General features: G+C 49.3%; 19 protein-coding genes. 4 read left to right on the plus strand and 15 right to left on the minus strand.

Annotation, left to right across the window (positions count from 1 at the left end):
- Positions 1–276 precede the first annotated feature (276 nt).
- Positions 277–1713 (plus strand): glycoside hydrolase family 1 protein, encoded by a 1437-nt coding sequence (locus tag HFD99_RS14750; protein ID WP_123797597.1) that lies wholly within the window; start codon positions 277–279, stop codon positions 1711–1713.
- Between the two features lie 103 nt (positions 1714–1816).
- Here the strand turns inward: HFD99_RS14750 and HFD99_RS14755 are convergent, their stop codons facing one another.
- The 3 genes from HFD99_RS14755 to HFD99_RS14765 all read right to left on the minus strand — a co-directional run bounded on the left by HFD99_RS14755 (position 1817) and on the right by HFD99_RS14765 (position 4140).
- Entirely contained in the window at positions 1817–2746 is a 930-nt protein-coding gene (locus HFD99_RS14755; RefSeq protein ID WP_017427333.1) for an NAD-dependent epimerase/dehydratase family protein, read from the minus strand.
- 130 nt (positions 2747–2876) lie between these two features.
- On the minus strand, positions 2877–3503 hold the full coding sequence (locus tag HFD99_RS14760; protein ID WP_045244873.1) for a DUF1796 family putative cysteine peptidase: 627 nt from the start codon (positions 3501–3503) through the stop codon (positions 2877–2879).
- Entirely contained in the window at positions 3496–4140 is a 645-nt protein-coding gene (locus tag HFD99_RS14765) for a DUF1796 family putative cysteine peptidase (RefSeq protein ID WP_016820088.1), read from the minus strand. The genes HFD99_RS14760 and HFD99_RS14765 overlap by 8 nt, the downstream gene beginning before the upstream one ends.
- A gap of 242 nt (positions 4141–4382) precedes the next feature.
- On the opposite strand from HFD99_RS14765, the gene HFD99_RS14770 reads away from it, so the two are divergent.
- The gene (locus HFD99_RS14770; protein ID WP_025365721.1) at positions 4383–4730 is read left to right on the plus strand and encodes a hypothetical protein; all 348 of its coding nucleotides are present in this window, start codon (positions 4383–4385) and stop codon (positions 4728–4730) included.
- Positions 4731–4755: 25 nt separating this feature from the next.
- Positions 4756–5181 carry a hypothetical protein gene (locus HFD99_RS14775; RefSeq protein ID WP_017427329.1) on the plus strand — a complete coding sequence of 142 codons (426 nt, stop codon included), beginning with the start codon at positions 4756–4758 and terminating at the stop codon, positions 5179–5181.
- Between the two features lie 65 nt (positions 5182–5246).
- On the opposite strand, the gene HFD99_RS14780 is transcribed toward HFD99_RS14775, so the two are convergent.
- Genes HFD99_RS14780 through HFD99_RS14795 form a run of 4 tightly spaced genes read right to left on the minus strand, consistent with a single transcriptional unit; the run spans position 5247 to position 9251 of the window.
- Complete coding sequence (locus HFD99_RS14780; protein ID WP_016820085.1) at positions 5247–5420, minus strand: hypothetical protein; 174 nt, start codon at positions 5418–5420, stop codon at positions 5247–5249.
- A gap of 22 nt (positions 5421–5442) precedes the next feature.
- Positions 5443–6663, minus strand: coding sequence for a glycosyltransferase family 4 protein (locus HFD99_RS14785; RefSeq protein ID WP_017427328.1), 1221 nt, complete (start codon positions 6661–6663; stop codon positions 5443–5445).
- 33 nt (positions 6664–6696) lie between these two features.
- Entirely contained in the window at positions 6697–7923 is a 1227-nt protein-coding gene (locus HFD99_RS14790) for a sialidase family protein (RefSeq protein WP_123797598.1), read from the minus strand.
- The gene (locus HFD99_RS14795; RefSeq protein WP_123797599.1) at positions 7923–9251 is read right to left on the minus strand and encodes a sialidase family protein; all 1329 of its coding nucleotides are present in this window, start codon (positions 9249–9251) and stop codon (positions 7923–7925) included. The genes HFD99_RS14790 and HFD99_RS14795 overlap by 1 nt, the downstream gene beginning before the upstream one ends.
- 75 nt (positions 9252–9326) lie before the next feature.
- Here HFD99_RS14795 and HFD99_RS14800 point away from each other — a divergent pair, with 75 nt between their 5' ends.
- Entirely contained in the window at positions 9327–9713 is a 387-nt protein-coding gene (locus tag HFD99_RS14800) for a hypothetical protein (RefSeq protein WP_225164804.1), read from the plus strand.
- Here HFD99_RS14800 and HFD99_RS14805 read toward each other — a convergent pair.
- The 8 genes from HFD99_RS14805 to HFD99_RS14840 form a co-directional block, all read right to left on the minus strand.
- Positions 9706–10911 (minus strand): glycosyltransferase family 2 protein, encoded by a 1206-nt coding sequence (locus tag HFD99_RS14805; protein ID WP_167440943.1) that lies wholly within the window; start codon positions 10909–10911, stop codon positions 9706–9708. The two genes, HFD99_RS14800 and HFD99_RS14805, sit on opposite strands and share 8 nt — an antisense overlap.
- A 27-nt stretch (positions 10912–10938) precedes the next feature.
- Entirely contained in the window at positions 10939–11655 is a 717-nt protein-coding gene (locus HFD99_RS14810; RefSeq protein ID WP_019688492.1) for a glycosyltransferase, read from the minus strand.
- The gene (locus HFD99_RS14815; RefSeq protein WP_019688493.1) at positions 11652–12650 is read right to left on the minus strand and encodes an NAD-dependent epimerase/dehydratase family protein; all 999 of its coding nucleotides are present in this window, start codon (positions 12648–12650) and stop codon (positions 11652–11654) included. Before HFD99_RS14815 ends, HFD99_RS14810 begins: the two co-directional genes overlap by 4 nt.
- On the minus strand, positions 12611–13465 hold the full coding sequence (locus HFD99_RS14820) for a dTDP-4-dehydrorhamnose reductase family protein (protein WP_123797601.1): 855 nt from the start codon (positions 13463–13465) through the stop codon (positions 12611–12613). The genes HFD99_RS14815 and HFD99_RS14820 overlap by 40 nt, the downstream gene beginning before the upstream one ends.
- The gene (locus HFD99_RS14825) at positions 13462–14448 is read right to left on the minus strand and encodes a polysaccharide biosynthesis protein (protein WP_016820076.1); all 987 of its coding nucleotides are present in this window, start codon (positions 14446–14448) and stop codon (positions 13462–13464) included. The genes HFD99_RS14820 and HFD99_RS14825 overlap by 4 nt, the downstream gene beginning before the upstream one ends.
- On the minus strand, positions 14441–15532 hold the full coding sequence (gene wecB, locus HFD99_RS14830; protein ID WP_016820075.1) for a non-hydrolyzing UDP-N-acetylglucosamine 2-epimerase: 1092 nt from the start codon (positions 15530–15532) through the stop codon (positions 14441–14443). The genes HFD99_RS14825 and wecB overlap by 8 nt, the downstream gene beginning before the upstream one ends.
- 121 nt (positions 15533–15653) lie before the next feature.
- Positions 15654–17303, minus strand: a complete 1650-nt coding sequence (locus HFD99_RS14835) for a glycosyltransferase (protein ID WP_019688494.1) — start codon at positions 17301–17303, stop codon at positions 15654–15656.
- Between the two features lie 61 nt (positions 17304–17364).
- A complete protein-coding gene (locus HFD99_RS14840) occupies positions 17365–18498 on the minus strand; it encodes a CgeB family protein (protein ID WP_044787315.1) in 1134 nt (377 codons plus the stop codon).
- Between the last annotated feature and the right edge of the window lie 2 nt (positions 18499–18500).

The raw sequence follows: 18500 nt of genomic DNA on the forward strand, positions 1-18500 counted from the left end.
AACCAAATCGTGGCGTCACCAGAAGCAGCTTATCGTCAAGGGCTCTTTATTTTTTGTATGATGAACTCTGGATCGAAATATTGAAAAATTGCGTTCATAGCCTCTACGTTGGATTTGTTTGAGCAAGCTCTACTAATTTCATAAACTTATCATCTCATCTATTTTTCGTTCCTCGAAATTGCCAACAAGCGAACGACTGAATAATGCGCTAATGTAGAGATACACCCGCAGAGGATCGCTATGGGAAATCTATAGAATGAAAAGGAGAAACATATCATGGCTAAACACACAATACAAATTCCACCGAATTTTATTATGGGGGCAGCGGCTTCCGCCTGGCAGACAGAGGGCTGGAGCGGTAAACAGGAAGGTCAGGACTCGTATCTGGACGTATGGTACAAAAATGACCGCTATGTCTGGCACAATGGATATGGACCCGCGGGTGCAACTGATTTTTATAATCGTTACACCGAGGATATTGCGCTGATGAAGCAGATTGGACTTACTCATTATCGCACCTCTATTAATTGGTCCCGCTTCTTAACGGATTATGAGAATGTGGTGGTGGATGAAACCTATGCGGATTATATGGACCGGGTCATCAATGAGTTAATTGCAAGCGGAATCGAGCCGATGATTTGTCTGGAACACTATGAATTACCTGCTTATTTGCTCGACAAATATGAGGGCTGGTCTTCCAAGCATGTGGTAGAGCTGTTTGTGAAATATGCGGAAAAGGTGTTTGAACGGTACGGGGATCGGGTCAAGCACTGGTTTACGTTTAATGAGCCCATTGTTGTACAGACTCGCGTCTATCTGGATGCCCTTCGCTATCCCTATGAACAAAACACACGGAAGTGGATGCAATGGAACTACAACAAAACGCTGGCTACCGCAAAGTGCGTACAGCTTTTCAAAGCCAAAAATTATAGTCAGAACGGGGCTAAAATAGGTGCTATTTTGAATCCCGAAGTGACTTATGCCCGATCCAGCGCCCCTCATGACCAGTACGCAGCACATGTGTATGATTTATTTTACAATCGGATATTTCTGGACCCGCTTATAAAAGGCGAATACCCGCAAGAATTGTTCGAGCTCATGAGCAAGCATGATATTGCATTTGAGGCTACAACGGAAGAGCTGGCCTTGATTAAGGAAAATACCGTGGACTACGTTGGGATCAATCTCTATTATCCCCACCGGGTCAAAGCGCAGAGTAAAGCGTGGAACGAAAACAATCCTTTTCACCCCTCTTACTACTATGAGCATTTCGATCTTCCGGGTAAAAGAATGAACAAGTCACGGGGCTGGGAAATTTATCCCAAGATCATTTACGATATGGGCATACGTATCAAGAACGAATATAACAATATCGAGTGGTTTGTCGCGGAAAATGGCATGGGCATTGAGAATGAAGCTGCTTTCAAAAATGAGGAACACATCATTCAGGACGACTATCGGATTGACTTTATAAGTGAGCATTTATACTACACGTTACAAGCTGTAGACGCAGGCTCCAACTGTACAGGTTATATGCTGTGGGCCTTCACAGACAACGTTTCTCCTATGAATGCTTTTAAAAATCGTTATGGACTGGTGGAAATTAATCTGGAAAATGATCGAAGTCGGCATTTGAAGAAATCGGGCTACTGGTATCAAGCTGTTATCAAGGAGCGCTCATTTGTTGCTGATCTGGATGAAGAGTATAAGTAGTTAAATGGACAAGCTGGCTGGCGAAAACATATAAATTCGTCCAAACCAAAAAGAGGCTGAGAGGTTCTCTCAGTCTCTTGGTTGATTCGCGCGCTCGTTAGCCCTATACGCCTTCTTTGCCTGTGCCCATACTGCTCACGTACGTTTCCTTTAGACCGGCAGAGATACCGTATAGCGGTTCCCAACGAAGCCAATGTCTGGCGACTGCGTTACTCAGACAGCTGTGGTGAATATCTCCCGCCCGCGCCGGTGAATACACAGGGCGCACAGACGAACCGTGCAGCTTTAGTAAATCATAGGCCAGCCGATTGATGGACGTCGTTCGTCCCGTACTTACATGCACCGTGCGTTGGTCCGCTGCATGCATAGCCGCCATATTGGCTCGAACTATATCCTTGACGTACACAAAGTCACGGGTTTGCGTTCCGTCGCCGTGAATGAGCAAGGGGCTTCCTTTTTTCAGCCGCTCTATAAAAATAGCGACGACACCGCCCTCTCCCTTCGCTGCCTGACCGGGACCATACACATTTCCGTAACGCAAAATCGTGTAGTTCAAACCGTACAACCGATAAAAAAGCCGAATATACGATTCTGCGGTCAGCTTGGACAGTCCGTAGCCTGAAATAGGCTCCACGGGATCGTCTTCCTGAATACATTGCTTTTGCAGCTCTCCATATACGCCGGATGTGGAGGCAAATATGATTTTCGACACACCCGCATCACGACAGGCCTGCAACAAATGAATCGTCCCCAGCACATTCACATCCGCATCCTCATCGGGGTGATGGATGGATTGCTGCACATCAGCCTGTGCAGCCAAGTGAAACACAATATCCGGGCTTTCCCGAATCAGCAGCGTCCTGGCTTCAGGGCTGCGAATATCTGCAATATGCATGACCGCGCGCGGGTCTACATTTGCAGCATTCCCGGTCGTCAGATTATCCAGCACAAGCACTCTGACGCCCGAGTCAGCAAGCGCACGTACCAGCTGGGAACCAATAAATCCGGCTCCTCCGGTGACCAAAGCCTTCACTAGCGCACCCTCCTTTTAAACCGAAGCATCTATCTTCCCTTCGCATCATGTTATGCGATGCTCTACAGCTTGGCGCAGGCGCAAGCACAGGTGGAAGACAATCTATACGTGTTCCTATAGTCTCCGCACCTCAGACATGAAGTCTGACGTTGTCCAGCATATAACGCCACATTTCATCCTGACCGTTCCATATATCCTCGGGTGGCAGCGCTACTGAAACCAATCGTTCCAGTCCCCAATTCAGCTCCGTCACACCTTCAGTCCCTGTATAATCCACGTATAACAAGCGAAAATCATGGGTAATTCTCTGTGACAACACATCATGCAGTTCTACCGCCTGCTCCCGGCTGCCACCGACACGAACCAGCAGCAGACGGGAAGCCAATGCGAATTTCTCCAGTAAACGTGCGATGCGGCGATCAAGTGTCGTTTTGAATGTAGGATAAGACGCCAGCTGCTCTGATGTATTCTGGCTAACCGGAAAATGGTGTGCTGCTGTAACCTCATAGGACGCATCCTCAACCAGGAAGTTATGACCTCCGTAATCATGCCCTGTGACACGCAGGCTTTCAACATCCATAAAACGGGCAAATCGCTCATTCAGTAAACGACTGATCTGTGACAAATTGCCAGAAATCATCCAATCCAGCGGACCTGCATACGGACGCAGTCCGTTTTTATCCAGCTGAATCGAAGGTAAGCAATGCCCTCCCAGGCTAAACACTGCGTCATATTCCCCTTGCAACCGTTCAAGCACGACGACCTCCCCTTTTCGACAAGGACATTCCCTCAAAAAGGGTGCGCCAGTGTGGATCACTCTTGTAATTCCATACATCGGCAAAAGGCATTTCCACTGCGCATACATGAGGAAGTTGCCAATCCACCTCCGTCAACTCCGTTACACCGGAACAATTCACCACTAACAACCGAAATTCATTCGCTACGATCCCCGACAAGATCCGCTCCAGTTCCTCTACTTCTTCATAGGTGCCCAGCATACGGACGAACAAGTTGCGCTTGGCCATCTGTGTTTTTGCAAAAAAACGTTCGATACGACGGTCTATCTTTTCCCTGAACTCGGGATAGGTCACCAGATCTGCGGACGTGTTGCGTTCCTGCGGAAAATCGTGTACCGAGATCACATTATAAGCAATATCTCTGACCATATAATTCAGTTGGCTCGTACCAACGACACTTAAATTAGGCAAATCCATAAAACCTGCAAACCGATTCTCAAGCAAGCGGTTCACATCAGAGAGCGTGTCAGACATCATCCAGTCCAGCACCCCGGCAAACGGCCGCAAACGGTTCTTTTCCAATTGAATGGCAGGTGTACAGTTTTGCCCTAGACTGAAGACCGCGTCATATTCCCCTGCCAGCTGTGCGAGTCTCATAGCCGTGCCTCCTTTGTTAAAGCGACCCTTCCCCCCGATCTACTCTTTGCTTTTTCTGTAGTCGAAAAGGGGCTTCAGGCCGCAGATTGTTCCACTCTACATTACATGCACAGCATGGCAAAAAGGGTTGGACACTGGCGCGCTTTTTGTCAAAGAGGCGTACAACTATCCAGTCCACTCGCGGTTATTTTTCATATCATATAAGGCTGGTAACCTAACGGAATTCAAGGAGGCATCATGATATGTCTGTGTTTCTTTTAACTGTCGATCATCATCTCGCTCACCACAGCGCCCATATACAAAGCTGCCATGTAACCTTTTTCAATCGTGAAAAGAGATCCGTTGATGTGCTGTTGGAAATGGGGAATGACAGTGGTGTTTTTAGGCGGCAACTTCTTCGACTGGGCCCTTCTCCCGAAGCTGGCTCTGTACTGGAAATCAAAGATATGGAGGCAGCCCAAAATCCATTTTATCTGCGGGTGGTCACGAATATTTACAATCCCGAAACGCTGTTTATCCTGGCGGAATTTGTGGAGAACGGGAACGTAGTCGCTAAGCGGACAGCCAGTCATTTTACCGTGACACCTTAATGAACAGGCAGAGGAGGAAATTTGTATGTTGTTGAAATATACAGTTCAAAACAAAGCTGAAGCAGGCACATATGCACTGCCTTTTCAGGTTACCGAACAGGAGATCGTGCTCTCTACATTGATCATTCCTGCAGGTGAAGCTGAGGGCCACATTCTCATCGAAGTCTCTTTGGCATGGGAGAATCCGCTGCTCAACTGGGATATTGGGGAGCTGGATATTCGATTGCGCCGCAACGATGAGCAGGGACCCGTGCTGGATTGGCTGCAGGACTCCTGTTATCAGGAGGGATTTGCCGAGTTAAGCTATGAGGAAACAGCACAACAGGCAGAGACTCATGTATACTGCTTGACTGTACAATCAGCTGACCACCGTGCTGTTGTTACGGGACCACTTATGATGCGAGGCTCGGTTTATGTAGACCAAATGGATGACAACCCGGATGAACAATGAGCTGAAATAAACTAAAGGCAGGTGGGAATGTAAGCCCGACCTGCCTTTTTATATGGTCTGTATGCTCATGGCGCAGATTGTTTCAGCCGTTCCAAAATGTCAGCATCCGGCAGCTTATAATCCTCTGGCAGCGAGGTGTTAATTCGGTTCCAGATTGCATAATCGACCATCTGATCTGGATGTGACTGCTGGATTTCAAAAATACGGTTGTACAAGTCTCCAACGATAGGAAAAGTCATGCTCTCCCTCCTAACTATCGAATCAACGCACTTGATTAAGCGCTTGCCCATAAATATTGACGAGCCGTTCAATCATAACATCCAGCGACCAGTGCGCGGTTCCCCATGCCTTGGCACGATTCCCCATAGCTATCCGTACTTCATCCTGAGCGAGTAAATGCTGCAAATGAGCTGCAAGTGCCTCCACATCGCCAACCGGGGAAACCAGTCCAGTGTGTTCATGCTTCACCATTTCCGGCAGTCCACCCGCATCCGATACCACTGCCGGAAGCCCCATAATCTGTGCCTCCATGACCGAAAACGGCTGATTATCCTGTATGCTCGGATGTACAAAAAGGTCCGCCAGTTGTAAAAGGGCAGGTACATCTTCACGATGTCCGAGAAATACCACGTCTTCTTCCAGCCCCAGCTCCTTCGCCTGTGCCTGAAGCTCTTCCCTCTTATCTCCCTCCCCAACAATCCAGCAAACCCAATCCGTACGGCTTGCTTTCAATAGGCCAAGAGCGCTCATTAAATAATGTAGCCCTTTGATATAGACCAGCCGAGAAGGACAAATGATAACTTTTTTCCCCTCAGGTCGTGTCATGTCTGTTCCCCTGGCATGGACTTCCCAGAAGTGTTCGGTGTCTAAGCCATATTGGAAAGTGGCAATCTGCTGCTCAGGCACTTCGAACTCACGCACAAGCGTCTGCTTCATCCATTCTGTAGACGTAATCGTAATATCAGCGGAAATAGCGCCATAATGCTCCAGCGCCCAATAATACTTCCACATCAGCGTCTCGCGGTAACCCTCTTCATGATCCCGCTCCAAAGCCATCATGACTTCACGAGCCAGCGAGCCATGAATATTTGCTACCAACGCACTGTCTTTGCGTTTGACCCGACTTAGAGCACGAGTGGCTATGACATCTTGCGTATGAATCACATCATACTGCTCAACCCCGAAATAGGCTGCCGCCAGTTCCATACAGTATCGATCCTTTTCCACCGTCTGCACCCATGAATCCAAATGTAATACAGGGGCAGCCGATTCATTCAGCTTCGTATGCAGCAAGGGCAGCAATTGATCCTTCAGCAATTCCTTATCTTCATAGACAATATGGTATTTAGGGGTATCCGGTCCGTTCCCCATCAAGTCTACCGTGTGACCCAGTAGCTCAAGTCTTCGTTTAATTTGCAGCATAAAGGGCCACACACCACCCAAATGAGGAATCGGCCAGTACGTAGCCAACAAAATTTTCAAAACAGCCCCACCTCCTCTGTCTCGTACGTTAAGCTACATTCCGTTGCTTCCGTAAATTTGCTGGAAACCCGATAATGCGTCTGTCCAGACCGCAAAAAAACCGTTATTCGGCACGATCGTTACATCAATAAAATTGCCGATCGTGACCACTGGAACAGGACTAATCCCGTTAGGATTAAAGGAACTGTCTGTTATTCTGAGGTTCGTAAATGTATTCCCTCCGTCCGATGATTCTGCAACAAATACATCTAATAAAGAGGCTGTGATTTGATTGGTGTAGTACACAATCTTAATCACACCGGTCACGGGCGAAACATCAATGGCCGGGAAAAAATGCTGTGCTCCTGCACTGGCTCCTGTCACCGATTGCGGCGCAGTCCAGCTTAATCCACCATCCACGGACCGGGCAAGCAGCACATCCGCATACCCTGCCCGATTATCCTGCCAAACCGCATAAAGCGTCCCCTGATTCGGGCTGGTGGAACGATCTATGGCAATGTTGGCCGTCGGCAATACATTAAAGCCAAAACCGACCACAGGCAGCGGACTTGGAACTGGGACGACAGAGGACACTGGCAGCGAGGAACTGAACGAAGTCCCCCCATTGAAGGACACAATGACCTGATATTGGTTAACCGGATTCGTCACAATGTACCCGACATAAATCACCCCTGTAATGCTCACGGTGATTTCTCCGCGCGTGATCTGATTGGAACCAGGAGTGAGCACCACAGGTGTATTCCATGTGATTCCTCCATCCTGCGAGCGTTGAAAAAACATGACTGAGCCGCCGAAAAAGTCGGGGTTATACTGATGCGTATAACATAAATAGATGTTACCGGTATAGGAGCTGACCTGTGAAGTATCGAATTTCACGCTGACTTCCACATTATTGACAAACGTCCCATACCCTCGTTGGGCAATCACGGGTGGATCAAATGTATTGCCATTGTCTCTGGACACATAGGTAGCGATGGTACCGCTCAAGCCGTCTGCGGTAAATACGTGACAAGCTATGACGAACAAATTGGGAAAACCGTAGCTGACGCTATGGGATTCCGCCCCTACATAGCCGGCTGGCAGCGGTAGAATTTGCTGTGTGAAGGAGGCACCACCGTTATCTGAACGGTATACTGCTGTCAACGGCGGTCCGGTCGTAAAATCAATGGCAGCAGCCACTATGGTACCGTCGAGCAGATTGAAAGCCACACTCGGCTCCTGTGCCAGCCTTCCGTTAGGTGTAAGCTGTACGTTCGGCATCAGGCTTCACCTCCCGGTACGCCCGCAAAAATCGTTAAACTGCCTGTGCGCGTATCCGTCCAGACGGATATATAGCTGTTCGGTGGTACAATGGCGATATCAATGTAGTCGCCGATCAGTTCTGATTCGCCCCCACCTACATTCGGGTTAAAGGAAGTCGTTGTGAGACGACTGTTTGTAAAGGTATTGCCCCCATCCGATGATTGAGCGGCGAACACATCCAGATTAAAGCCGTCCAGGCGATTGGTATAGTACACAACAACGACCAGTCCCGTCTTAGGCGACACTGAAATCGCAGGAAAAAAATTTTGTGAGCCGGGCGGGCTGTCCGTCACAATGACTGGGGCGCTCCAGGTACCGCCAAAATCACTGGATTTGGACAACAAAACATTGCTGTAGCCCTGACCAAAATCCTGCCACACGGCATATAGCGTATTTGTTGTAGAAGGTACCCCCGAGCAGTCTGCTGCCAAGCAGGGAGAATTCAATACACGAAAATCATATCCGGGGACGGGCAACGGACTAGGTACCAGCGTTATGTTGGACACAAGAATATCACCGCTAAAGGTGGCACCTCCATCAAAAGACCGCCGGATAAAGAAAGCCGGGGTTTGCGGCCCCGTACGAATCCAGCTGACATATACACTGCCATATTTGTCGACCGCGGGCTCGGGTCGCTCCGTGGAGGACTGGATATTGGAAAGCAACAACGGTCGATCCCAGGTCAATCCTCCATCCGTAGAACGCTGGTAGAAGGCCGCAGACCGAGCATTAAACTCTACGTTGTATTGGCGGTTATACGTAACGTATACATGCCCTAGATACGGACTTGCCCCTGCGTTATCTGTCGTAATATTGGTCCAGTCATTATTAATGTAATCTCCATAGCCTGGGTTAATGACCACGGGAGAGCCAAAAGTGGCTCCATCATCCGTAGAACGATAGATCACGACAGCCCCGTTCTCATTTCCCGGAAACACGTGTGCGGATACGATAAAAATATTGGGGAACAGATAGGCCACCATTCCTGCCTCTGCTCCTGTATATCCTGGTGGAAGTGGCAGTAAAGTATCGGTCCAGTTCGCCCCGGCATCCAGTGAGCGATACAGCCCAATTAAAGGGGGCCCGCTGCTAAAGTCAACAGCTACAGCCACAACAATATTCGGATTCAGTAAATTAACAGCAACACTAGGTTCAAATTTGGGCAGGCCGCTGGGTGTCACTTGAAAATTCAAAGGCATCGCGAGCATTCCCTTCATTATATATAGATATGCCTGAAGTGTTTCTATCAAAATGTACTTTTTTCGGTGTAGCCTACAGACAACCATACAAGCTTTCCTCTCCATAGATTCATAGTATAGAAGCATCACTATTGAGGGATTCCATCATACTGTTTTGAGAGGATGATTCTATTGGCTTTTACAACTGGATATATGACCAACACAAGGGATTTCGGTACTGCCTGCTCCAATGTTGTTGTAAATTTGGTCAATGAGGACACAGTGAACGCGGCAACCGTGACCATCCAAATTTTTTTCTCACTCGTACCGGATACCAAGACACCACTGTACGTGACATCGGTTAATTTGCCTGCAAACTCGATTGCGCGTCGTACTTTCTTTATACAAGGGGTTCTTGCCTATGAGGTACAATACAACGTAGTCTCCGTCGCACCAGCCAATGTTGTGCTTTCCAACTTTGGATTGGATCAGTTTGGTAATGTTGTACAGGAGCATCGTGTCCTTCAATCTGAGTTGACCACGATCCCAGCTTTGTCTCCTGTTAGCTAAAAGCACCACCCTGCTCCAGTGTCTGATGCAATCTGTGGGTATAATACACGTAATTCCATTCCGGCGGTACGGACTGAACCCCTCGGCCGCTGCCAATGGTCGAATGGTCATCTGTATAGTAGGAAAAGGCATGTGTATCCTGCAAAGGTCGCAGCAAATCCGTAAGATACAACAAATCCGTCACAGCAATATAAGGTTTGATACCGAAGCATACAACAAAGCGAGTTGTCGTTTCACCAATCGCCTGAACCAATGCCTCCTTAACAGAATAATGCGGTCTCGGCGTTACGATTAGCCGAGGGTCAAGCATCATCGTCAGAAAGGAAGCAGCGCTCTGTTCCGGCGTAAGATCAAGCAACCGCACCACGCAATTACTGTAATGCTGCTCCAGCAGATTATCGAGCAACGGCTCAGCTTGAGCCATATCCGTAATAGGCATTAAAATGGTCATTTCAAGTGGGACTCCCCGGCGGGCCCGAGCCTCATACTTGGCAATTTGAAATGCGTGCCGCCAGCGTCGATGTTCTTTTTGGCTGCGCAAGCTGGCCGATACACTAAAAGCAGAATCCACCCGATAATCCATCAGGATCTCCGGAATGAATTTCATGCTGCATGTCTCGGTCAGCCGCAGCCAGTAATCATAATCCTCTACAGGTTGCAGCCGATAGCCGTCGATCAGACGAGCATATTGGCTTTTGTACATAAATGACACCCCGACAATGCTGGCGTTCAACAATTCATGATGTGGCTGACTTTGGTACCGAATCAGCGCTTGTTGATGCTGCTGGTCGTATAACGGATTACCCGCAGCGTCAATCTGACGAAAGGTGGAGAACACAAGTCCAAGCGAATCGGGCCCCTGCTCTAGCTCGCACCGCAATCGTTCGATAAAGGATGAATGATACACATTGTCGCTGGATACCCAGGTCACATACTTGATCGCTGGATCTTTAAACAACTCATCGAATCCCCGGTTAAGGGCATGGGATACTCCTTGGTTCTGAGGGAGTGTAACCAACTGAACGCGCGGGTCTCCCATTGCTGCGTGAAGCGCCGGCTCTATCATTTCCGGCGCCCCGTCAATCACAATGATGAAGCGAAATGCCCTGTAGCTCTGGGCTAGTACGGATGAGATCGCAGCTTGCAGATAACCAATATCCTGTTTGTACAGCGGCATAACAATCCCCGTATCTACCATATCAATCCCCCCTGACAAACTTTCGCTTCATGAGGATAAACCGCCCAACATCTGACTGAAGCGATCTCGATAACGTGCTTGGGTGATGTTGTACTCCTGTTCCACAGCAGGCCAATATTTTTTGGTTCCCATTTCATCATGCCAGCGGTAGTTAACCAAGGACTCGTTCAGAAAAGGAAATGGATATCCTGCCAGCATTACTCGGTACCACATATCCAGATCATGGGTGTACGGCAGCAGTTCATCGAACAAACCGATATGTGCAAACAGCTCCTTTTTGAACATCACCGTACATCCATTGACCGGATTCCCCTGCTGGAAAAAACGGTAAAACTCCGTCAGGGACGGAAATACAGCAGCTGCCTGATAGGCTGTGACTTGGCTGTGTTGATTGATAAAATTGAAATTAGTATGAGAGATGTATGCACTCTGTTCGATCATAAAAGAAACTTGGTTATTAATTTTGTCCCTATGGTAGGTATCGTCGGAGCTGAGCCACGCAATATATTCACCGCTGGCATGCCGGATACCATGATTCAAAGCGCTGGCTGTTCCACCGTTAGATTTGCCCAAATAATGTATATAGGGAAGATAGGGCTGAAGCATATTAACATGTGTGGTGGACCCGTCATCGACGACAATAATCTCAAGCGGCCCATAGGTTTGCTCCAATGCGCTTTGCAAAGCCTGATCCACATATGCACAGTTATAAAAGGGAATGACGATCGTTACTTTTGGTCTCATATCGTTCCTTCCTTTCCAGCTCGGCGGTATTGAATCATATCCTCCAGCGATTGCCCCAGCTGTATGGTCGGCTTCCAGCCCATCTCCTCCAGCTCCTGCGCCCGATATGCCTCCGTTGCCGCTGGCTCGGCTATATCTCCCCATTGTATGGGAATAGATATTTTCGCCAGCGCAACCATACGTTCCACGATATCTCCCAGTTCCACAATGCGGCCTGTGCAGACCGAGTAAATTCGGCCTGGCACTCCCTTTTCCAATAGCACGCCATAGGCGCGAACTGCATCACGAACGTCGAGAAAATCACGCTGCGCATGTCGGGAAGACACGCGAAACGGAGCTGCCTCCGTTACGAATTGCTCTTTCATGCGTTCTGTCCGAACGATATACCCCGCGAGTAATGCACAAAAGCCGGTGGACGGACCCGGGCCAATCAGGTTGCAAGGCTCTGCCAACATGACAGATTGCTCGAACAGCGCGCCCCACGAGAGCGCGACTGCCTCTTGAATGCTTTTGCTAAGGCTGTATGGATGCGTTGGATGGTATGGTGCCTGTAAAGCCGTCTTTAGCCGAGAACCCGCAACAACAATTCTGGCTTGGGGGAAAGGTCGCAGTACATCGAGCAGATACAGGGTGGACAGTACATTGGATTCCATATATAGCAATGGACTCTGCCAAGATTCAGGTACGGAATTTTTGCCACCCAGGTGAAGCACATAATCCGGAGCAATGTGTCGAATCACTTCGCCCAGACGTTTCTTATCGAGCAAGTCGCACACATAAGGTGTAATACAGCCACGTGTGCCCGCTTCCAGGCTGAAATCCCCATCATTTTCAGTCTGTGAGGTCAATTTTGTAGCAGAAGCGGCAGTGCGAGTCAGCGCTGCCACCTCCCAGCCAAGTTTTGCAAAATAGCGGCAGGCATGCATCCCGGTATAGCCCGCCGCTCCGGTAATGGCTATGACTGGCCGACGTTGTTCCGCTGTGCTTCTGTCCATTCCAGCAGCTCCTTCAGCATGATGCTGTAGTGAGGAACATCGTAGAGCAGATCGGCCCGGGTAGAACGAAGCGTCCGGTCCTGCACCGGCTCATCCTTCGGCACGATCCGAATATCCTCTCTCTTCCAGATATCTTTGAACAGAAGCAGCAAATCATGCTTGCTGATCGGTTCAGGGTGAACCAGATGAATGAGTCCGTCCAGCGGCTCATTCATCAACACTTGTATCGCTTTTGCTAATTCCAGCGTTGTGACTCCATTCCAAAAGACCCGGCGGTATCCGTCAACGTCTCCGCTCTGTTGCAAGAACCAGTGCAGCAAGCCAATCCCGCCTGACCGAATCTCCGGTCCGATAATAGAGGTACGGATGGTCAGATGCCGTGGCGCCTTTACTTCTCCGAGTATTTTCGTCAAAGCATAGGCACTTGTCCCATCAGGTTGATCTGTCTCCTCATATAAGCCAGGAACCCGCTTTCCTTCGAATACGCAATCCGTGCTGATATGAATCAATCGGGCACCGATTCTGTCCGCCGTCTGCCGGAGAAGATGCGGCAGCAATCCATTGATTTGGTATGCCGCAATCTGATCTTTCCCGGCATACTGATTGAGTACGCCAACCGCGTTAATAATTACGTCTGGCTGTACACTCCGTACCAGCTGCTCCACCATAAAGCTGTCCTTTACATCCAGCAGGAGACCGCCCTTATTTGCGGAATCACGGGTGGTATAGAACACGTTATACCCGCTCTGGTTTTGAAAATACTTAACCAGAACATGGCCTGCCATGCCGTTCCCGCCCAAAATAAGCAGCTTCATTTGATGAACCCCCCGCTTTGGAGAATGCTTCGAATCTCCTCTTTTGACATCAAATTGAATTCCGAACTAAAGCTGCTGAACGATACCGGAGGGCACTGATTATAACGGTCCTTTAATTGAGGAATATTCAGTGTCGGGAGAATGACCAAATATTGCTCGTCATATACTACCGTTGTCAGGCTTTCAAAGTCGCTCATCAAAATCTCGTGTATTTTCTCACCGGGACGGACGCCCTTTTCTATGATTTCTACATTTTCCACGCCTGAATCCTCAATGAGCACCTCAGCCAAATCCACAATACGGCAGGTTGGCATGGTCATGATAAAAATTTCGCCGCCAACGCTTTCTACGGAAGCTTTGAACAGTAGACTGATGGCATCACGCAAGGTCAGGAAGAAGCGGGTCATGTTCATATCTGTGATGAAAACCTTGCCCTTTTGGCGAATCTGGCTTTGGAACAAATGCACCACGCTTCCGTTTGTACCCAAAACATTACCGCCGCGTACCGTCACAAAACGTGTATCACTATTCAGCAAATTGGCGTAAACAATCAGTTTTTCTCCAATCGCCTTCGTCATACCATAAAAATTGGAAGGGTTGGCCGCCTTGTCAGTCGATATATATATGACCTTCTTTACCTGATTGGCGACAGCGGCCTCGATTACATTTTGGGTGCCTACGACATTCGTTTTGAGCGCCTCATAGGGCTGATCCTCACAGACAGGTACGTGCTTGAGAGCCGCCAAGTGGAATACATAGTCTACTCCTTGGCAAGCGGTAGTCAGCGCATCCTTATCCCGAATATCCCCAATACAGAAGCTGAGTCGTTCATCCTCAAACTGCCTGTTCATTGCAACCTGACTCGATTCTCCGCGTGAAAAGATAATGACTTCTTTGGGGTTACGCGGCAATAACTGGGCAACCAGCTCATGCCCCCAGGAGCCGGTACCGCCGGTAACCAAGATACGTTTGTTTTCAAACATGCCGTTTCCCTCCAAGCAGAAATTTTACTACCTTATCCGACACATCTTCCGCCAGATAGCCTGCGGGACATTGCCACTTATGAGCTATCCCGGTCATTAAGGCTACCGCATTTGCTATAACCTCGCCATCAAGACCGGACACGATATTGCTGCCGCAATCTACCGTTTCCGGCCTTTCGGTCGTGCGACGCATCGTGACCGTCGGCACCCCCATGACACAGCATTCTTCCTGTACGGTACCGCTGTCCGTCAAAGCGCAGCGGGCATGTCGCTCCAGCAGAACGAAGTCAAAAAAACCGAACGGCTCGTGGAATTCTACCAGCGGATCAAGCTGGATCGGCGGGTGGCTTGCGATCCGGGCGGCCGTGCGGGGATGAATACTGCAAATGACACGCTGCCCGAACTGCCGGGCTACTCGGTTAAGACCATCCAAAATAGCCAGCAAATGCGGCGGATGGTCGACATTTTCAGCTCTGTGGGCAGTGACCAGGAAATATTCTCCGGGCGACAGTCCTAACTTTTTCAGAATTTCGCTGCCGGATACCTCTTTCTCATAGTGTTGCATTACTTCATAGATTGGATTTCCAGTCAGTATAATTCGTTGGCTTGGAAAGCCTTCGCGTAGTAGATGCTGCTTGCTTTGCTCTGTATAAGGCATATTAATGGTAGAAATCGCATCAATGACGCGCCGATTCTTCTCCTCTGGCACATCCAGATCATAGCAGCGGTTCCCTGCCTCCATATGCACAACGGGGTAACCCATACGTTCCGCAAGCAGGGCACATAAGGCGCTGTTCGTATCACCTAGCAAAAGTACATGATCCGGGCGTTCCTTGTTTAAAATGTCCTCCATCTGCGAGTACATGGCAGACAGTTGTTTGCCCAGCGTTCCCGCTTTCTCCTGAAGCACATAATCCGGGGCGCGCAAACCCAGCTCGCGGAAGAATTGTCCGCTCAGGCTTTCCGTATAATTTTGGCCCGTATGCACAAGCACATGTTCATCTGCATAATGGTCCAGCTTCGGAATAATCAGGCTGAGCCGTATAATCTCCGGTCTTGTGCCGAGCACGGTCAATATTTTCATGGTTTTGGAACCCACCTTTGCTGTCGTTGTTTCATAGAACTGGGGAGTTCAATGAATAATAGCCATCCAGCAGACTGGCTGTGCTCCGGCTTAACGTTCATCTCAACGGTCCGGTGTATGTTCACCCGGACCGTTGTTTGGAATGCTGTCTGGCCTTGAGTATGACTCGCTTCTGCTTGTGCGCTTTGGATCGCCGTGACAGGAGTTTGAGTTTCCGCTTGAGCTTCTGTTTGGACTTGGATCTTCGATATAACGGGGACCCGTGAATTTTCTTGAGACGGCTTCTGCCAGCGCTTCTCTTGTACCTTCGATTCCGCAGTCTGGTATGCTTGCGTCCCTTTGGCCATCTTGCCCGAATACTACGCTTGCGGCGAGGCAACTCAGATGGTGCCTCAGGCAAAGGGGGAGCTGGTTGTGGCAAGCCCTGAATAGCTGCATATTCAATTGGCGGCAGGCCCAGCACCGGCAGTTGATTAACCACCGATTCGGGAAATTCTCGAACAGTGTGGGCATAAGCCTCAGGTATAGCAGTGACCTGACGCAGTCCTTCGCTTTCCCTCGTCCATACCGGTCCACCCGGCTGCTGAATCAATGGGAACCAATGCGGATGATGACATACCCATTGACTGACCATGACATGCAGACTGCTTCGGTAGGAATCGGGTCCGTACACACGCGTAGCCGCACTGTTGTTACGCACACCAATTCGTTCCATTTCCTCGGGATGATCGAGCAGGTAGCCTACTTTTTGCGCCAGGATGTCGCTGTTTCCCGGCTCTACCAAAAAATCTGTATTTCCAGTCGCCTCCATCAATTCCACAAGCCCGCCCTGAGCAAAGGCTACTACAGGCTTGCCGTAAACCAGACCCTCCAGGGCCGTCATACCAAAGCCTTCCTCCACCATGCTAGGGATCACAACAATATCCATTGCGCTATAGGCTGTTGAGACGGACTCCTCAAATGAACTGAACTGGAAGCGGCGGCTATAACGGGACTGGCGAATCAAAGAGACACATTTTACGTAATACTCGGAGTCCACTGAGCTGCCGATGATCCAGAAACGACACTGCGAATTGGTTTCACACAGCTTTAGAGCCATTTGGACAAAAGGCAACAGCCCTTTGGCTTCGTAGATAAAGGATGAAATATAACCAATGCAGATATGAAAATCCCGCAGTCCCAGCTTTTCACGTTTCCTCTTCCGTTCCAGCACATGCTCTTTGGGAGACGGCATTTCCATATCCCGACATGGAGACAACACCGTATGCTGACGTGTCAATCCCCCGCCATACAAAGGACGCATAACCGCTTGCGAAATGCCGATGACCCATTGGCTATAACGCTCAATAATGGAGACAGAAACTGGCGTATGCGCATTTTGATTAATGACCTCAGTTATTTTCCAGATCACCGGAATATTAAGCTCTTGGGCAGCCATAGCTGGCATGACGTTCACACAGGTATTGACCAGCACCACATCAGGCCGAGCTTGCCCAAGCATCTGGAGCAACGGCGCGTACGCCACATGATTCCGCAAATTCTCCGCATCCTGCGCCAATCCCTCGTACGGAGTATACATGCCATGCAGCATGAATAGATTCTGAATCTGGACAGTGATCCCACGCTTGCGGGCCATTGAGGTTAGCCGTCCTTCACCAGGCGTTACCAGAATGCAATCGAAATACGTACGAACGTCTAGGCAAAATTGCAGCAGCAGCTTTTCCGCCCCTGTAATACTGCGAACGTTGCTGACATGGCTGAATAGCATCATTTTCGGCTTGATCGGAGTTCACCTCCTTTAAAAATAGCAACCATCGGACGTGTGAATGGCCTTATGGGAATATGACCGATAGCAGTTGGTCAATCCGGTGACCATACGTGTGCTCCCGCAGGGTTCGTTCCAGCGCACGCAGAGCAATCTCACGGCGCTCCTTTTCATGCGTTAAATAAAACTCAACCTTCTCCAGCAGTTCCTGCTGAGAACTGTAAGTTTCAATCTCTTCGCCTGGCTTGTAAAAACGAGCCAGATCGTCTCTTGTATCCGTCAGTTGCAACGTGCCACTGGCGGAAATTTCAAACGTGCGAGGATTTGGCGAAACCCCCGGAATTTTCAGTGAGTTGTTGTTCACTGAATCATCCTGGTGGGAACGATGAAGATTAATTACGATTTTGCTGCCGTTATACGTATCATTTGTCTCAGCCGGAGACATCCAGCGTCCCAGCTCAATTTTGTCACCATACGACTGATAATCCGGGAGACGATCCCACCAGATTCCGTTGATTTTAATGTTACGAGCCATGAGCTGCGGCATAATCGGATTGAAAAAATAGATGCGATTCCAGTAGGCTGAACCTGTAAATCCAATCTCACGCCGGACTGAAGCAGGCGAGCTGAGTGGGAAATAGTGAGTCAAAAATGCTCCAAAGGGCAAATAGTGCACAGACGTGCAACCCAACTGACGATACAGTTCTATACAGTTCATTTCTAAGGTGAACACATAATCATAATTCGTCACAATTTTGGTCGTCGTATCGGTGTAATAGGGATCGTCCGTCAGCCAGATGGCAGTGGGAATGCCCAACTGGCGTACTGCAGCCACCTGTTCTAACGGTAGATCCATCCCATCCAGTGCCAGCATCAGATTCGGACGAAGCTGAGCGGCAATATCTCCTACCGGCTGGCGCGGGTCTGTTACGGTAACCTGAGCCGTCATGCTCTGCAACGTGGTAATGACCGCCTCATCCAGCGGAGAATACGGAAGGCCTTTGCCCGAGACGACATACAGTACATGGATCTGTCGAGAAGGGAACGTTGCTTTGGTTCGCGACACAATCGCGTTAGCACGTCCGCGCAGGTATCCCTCGTCGTATCCGTCATGGATTCCCGCAGCTCTCCCCTTCTCCCAGGAGGCCGCCGCCGTCTGGTGAACAGCTGGGTCATACGGTCCTGTCGTAGATATCGTCATCA

It is taken from the genome of Paenibacillus sp. EKM301P, from assembly GCF_011800295.1.
Lineage (GTDB): Bacteria > Bacillota > Bacilli > Paenibacillales > Paenibacillaceae > Paenibacillus > Paenibacillus polymyxa.